This window comes from Mixta mediterraneensis (assembly GCF_030283135.1).
Lineage (GTDB): Bacteria > Pseudomonadota > Gammaproteobacteria > Enterobacterales > Enterobacteriaceae > Pantoea > Pantoea mediterraneensis.
The window spans coordinates 1-3,152 of record NZ_JASUAZ010000094.1 but is presented as its reverse complement, the minus strand read 5'-3'; the positions used below and the strand labels follow the sequence as shown (position 1 = coordinate 3,152).

The 3,152-nt window shown below is 51.5% G+C and carries 2 protein-coding genes; one reads left to right on the top strand and one right to left on the bottom strand.

The window, feature by feature from the left end:
• The first annotated feature begins 123 nt into the window (after window positions 1-123).
• Window positions 124-1,533 carry a nitrogen regulation protein NR(I) gene (gene glnG, locus QRY16_RS21595; RefSeq protein WP_289778010.1) on the top strand — a complete coding sequence of 470 codons (1,410 nt, stop codon included), beginning with the start codon at window positions 124-126 and terminating at the stop codon, window positions 1,531-1,533.
• Between the two features lie 48 nt (window positions 1,534-1,581).
• Here the strand turns inward: glnG and hemN are convergent, their stop codons facing one another.
• Window positions 1,582-2,955: an oxygen-independent coproporphyrinogen III oxidase gene (gene hemN, locus QRY16_RS21590; protein WP_289778009.1), complete on the bottom strand. Its 1,374-nt coding sequence runs from the start codon at window positions 2,953-2,955 to the stop codon at window positions 1,582-1,584.
• Between the last annotated feature and the right edge of the window lie 197 nt (window positions 2,956-3,152).

Genomic DNA, 3,152 nt, shown 5'->3' with positions numbered 1-3,152 from the left:
CAGCGAATCTCATAGTGGCCCGCAGCTCTGACTGCAATAAGGCCGGATACAGAGCTGCAACTACTCTGTCAATGTCAGAACAACGAAAGCCTTGCAAACTGGGATGCGTTCATACAGGTTTCTATGCAACGAGGGATAGTCTGGATCGTCGATGACGATAGCTCCATCCGCTGGGTGCTTGAACGCGCGCTCACTGGAGCCGGTTTAAGCTGCGCCACGTTTGACAGCGCTAACGAAGTGTTGGATGCGCTTTCGACCAAAACCCCAGATGTTTTATTGTCAGATATTCGCATGCCGGGCATGGATGGGCTGACGCTGCTGAAACAGATTAAACAGCGTCATCCGATGTTGCCCGTAATCATCATGACCGCGCACTCCGATCTGGATGCGGCCGTCAGTGCTTACCAGCAAGGTGCGTTTGATTACCTGCCAAAACCCTTCGATATTGATGAAGCGGTCGCGCTGGTCGAACGTGCAATCAGCCATTATCAGGAACAGCAGCAGCCGCGTAATCAGCCCGTTAGCGGACCGACCACCGATATTATTGGTGAAGCACCAGCGATGCAGGACGTCTTTCGCATTATTGGTCGGCTGTCCCGCTCGTCAATTAGCGTGCTGATTAACGGTGAATCGGGTACCGGTAAAGAACTTGTGGCGCATGCGCTGCATCGTCACAGCCCGCGAGCCAAATCTCCGTTTATTGCATTAAATATGGCGGCCATTCCCAAAGATTTGATTGAGTCAGAGCTATTTGGCCACGAAAAAGGGGCTTTTACCGGCGCAAATCAAATTCGCCAGGGCCGTTTTGAGCAGGCCGATGGCGGCACGCTGTTTTTAGATGAAATCGGCGATATGCCTTTAGATGTGCAAACCCGCTTACTGCGTGTATTAGCGGATGGCCAGTTTTATCGCGTAGGTGGATATGCACCCGTGAAGGTCGATGTACGCATCATTGCAGCAACGCATCAGAATCTTGAGTTACGCGTGCAGGAAGGCAAATTCCGTGAGGACTTATTTCACCGCCTGAATGTAATTCGCGTTCATTTGCCGCCATTACGCGAACGCCGCGAAGATATTCCACGCCTGGCGCGTTATTTCTTACAGATTGCCGCACGTGAACTGGGGGTTGAAGCGAAAATCCTGCATCCTGAAACCGAAACAGCGCTGACGCGTCTGCACTGGTCAGGTAACGTGCGCCAGCTTGAGAATACCTGCCGCTGGTTAACTGTGATGGCGGCGGGCCAGGAAGTACTGATTCAGGATTTACCCGCAGAGCTGTTCGAATCCAGCACGCCAGAAAATCCCGTTCAGTCGCTACCTGATAGCTGGGCAATCCTGCTGGCGCAATGGGCCGATCGCGCCCTACGTTCCGGTCATCAAAACCTGCTGTCAGAAGCACAGCCGGAGATGGAACGCACGCTGCTCACTACCGCGCTGCGACATACGCAAGGTCACAAACAGGAAGCCGCACGTTTGCTGGGTTGGGGACGAAATACGCTGACGCGCAAACTGAAAGAACTCGGCATGGAGTAGTGTAGAGATAAACGGCCGGCGCATAATTTTTATTCCGGCCGTTTTGCTTTAGATAACGCGAGAAAATTGCTGCTGACGTGCTTTCTGGCGCAGATACACATCAAAGCACATACAGATATTACGAATCAGTAAACGCCCCGTTCCCGTCACATACAGGCCCGTTGCGCTTTGCTCCACCAGCCCATCGGCAATCAGTGGTTTCAGGAGCGCCAGATCCTCCGCGAAATAGTCGCTAAAACGAATATCCCATTGCGCTTCTACCGTTTTAAAATCTAATGAGAAATTGCAGATCAGCTGTTTAATCACGTCGCGACGTAAGTTGTCATCTTCGCTTAGCGTCAGGCCACGCCATAAACCATGCCCTTTACGGGTCACGTTTTCATACCACGCGTTTAGCGCTTTTTGATTTTGCGCATAGCTGTCGCCGATCATGCTAATCGCTGATACGCCAAGCCCAAGCAGATCGCTGTCTCCCTGGGTGGTGTAGCCCTGAAAATTGCGGTGAAGAAGGCCAGCACGTTGAGCGATTGCCAGCTCATCCTGCGGCTTTGCAAAATGATCCATACCAATGAACTGATACCCTTGCTGCGTCAGCGTCGCGATAGTGTCATGCAGAATAATCAGTTTTTGCTGCGCTGTAGGTAGCTCCTCATCTTTAATTTTGCGCTGGGCAGCAAACAGTGCAGGCATATGGGCGTAATTAAAGACGCTAAGACGATCGGGACTCAGGTCGATAACGCGTTTTAAGGTATAAGCGAAGCTGTCTGGCGTTTGTAGCGGCAAGCCGTAAATCAGATCGATACTGGTTGAGCTAAAGCCTTGCTGACGTGCTCTTTCCATCAGACCGAAGATGACGTCCTCGTCCTGTACGCGGTTGATACGTTCCTGCACCGCTTTATTGAAGTCCTGTACGCCCATACTTAATCGACTGAAGCCCAGCGCACGTAAATGATCGATGACGTCCAGCGCAATTTCGCGGGGATCAACCTCGATCGACATTTCTGCATCATCCGCTACGTCAAAGTGTTGCTTCAGCAAGGTAACCAGACGGGTAATTTGTGCTTTATTCAGAAACGTTGGCGTACCGCCGCCCCAGTGCAGCTGAGTCACTCGGCGCTGACGGAATAACGGCGCGCGTTGGCAGATTTCTTGTTCTAACACATCCAGATAGCGATCAGCCTTGTGTAGCTGGCGCGTCACAATTTTATTGCAGCCGCAGAAGTAGCAAAGTCGGTGGCAAAACGGAATATGGACGTAGAGCGATAATGGGCGATCGGGGTAGTGTGTCACCGCACGCTGGAAATCGGCTTCAACGTAGCTTTCACTGAACTCCAGCGCGGTGGGATAGGAGGTATAACGCGGACCGGCATAATTGTATTTTTCAATTAACGCCTGCTCCCACTTAATCTGCTGCGATGACATGCTTACTCCTTCCGGTGACGTCGTCTGATAGAAGGTCGCGATGCAGAAGAGGAGAAAGATGAGCGGGTTGAAACCCGACGTATACGTTGCTTCAGACGCGACAGGCGTCGTAGTTTAATCAATAACCACAGTAGATAACATGTCAGTAGCAGCGCGAAAATTGATCCAGGCCAAAGCATTATTGTTTATCTGCTAAG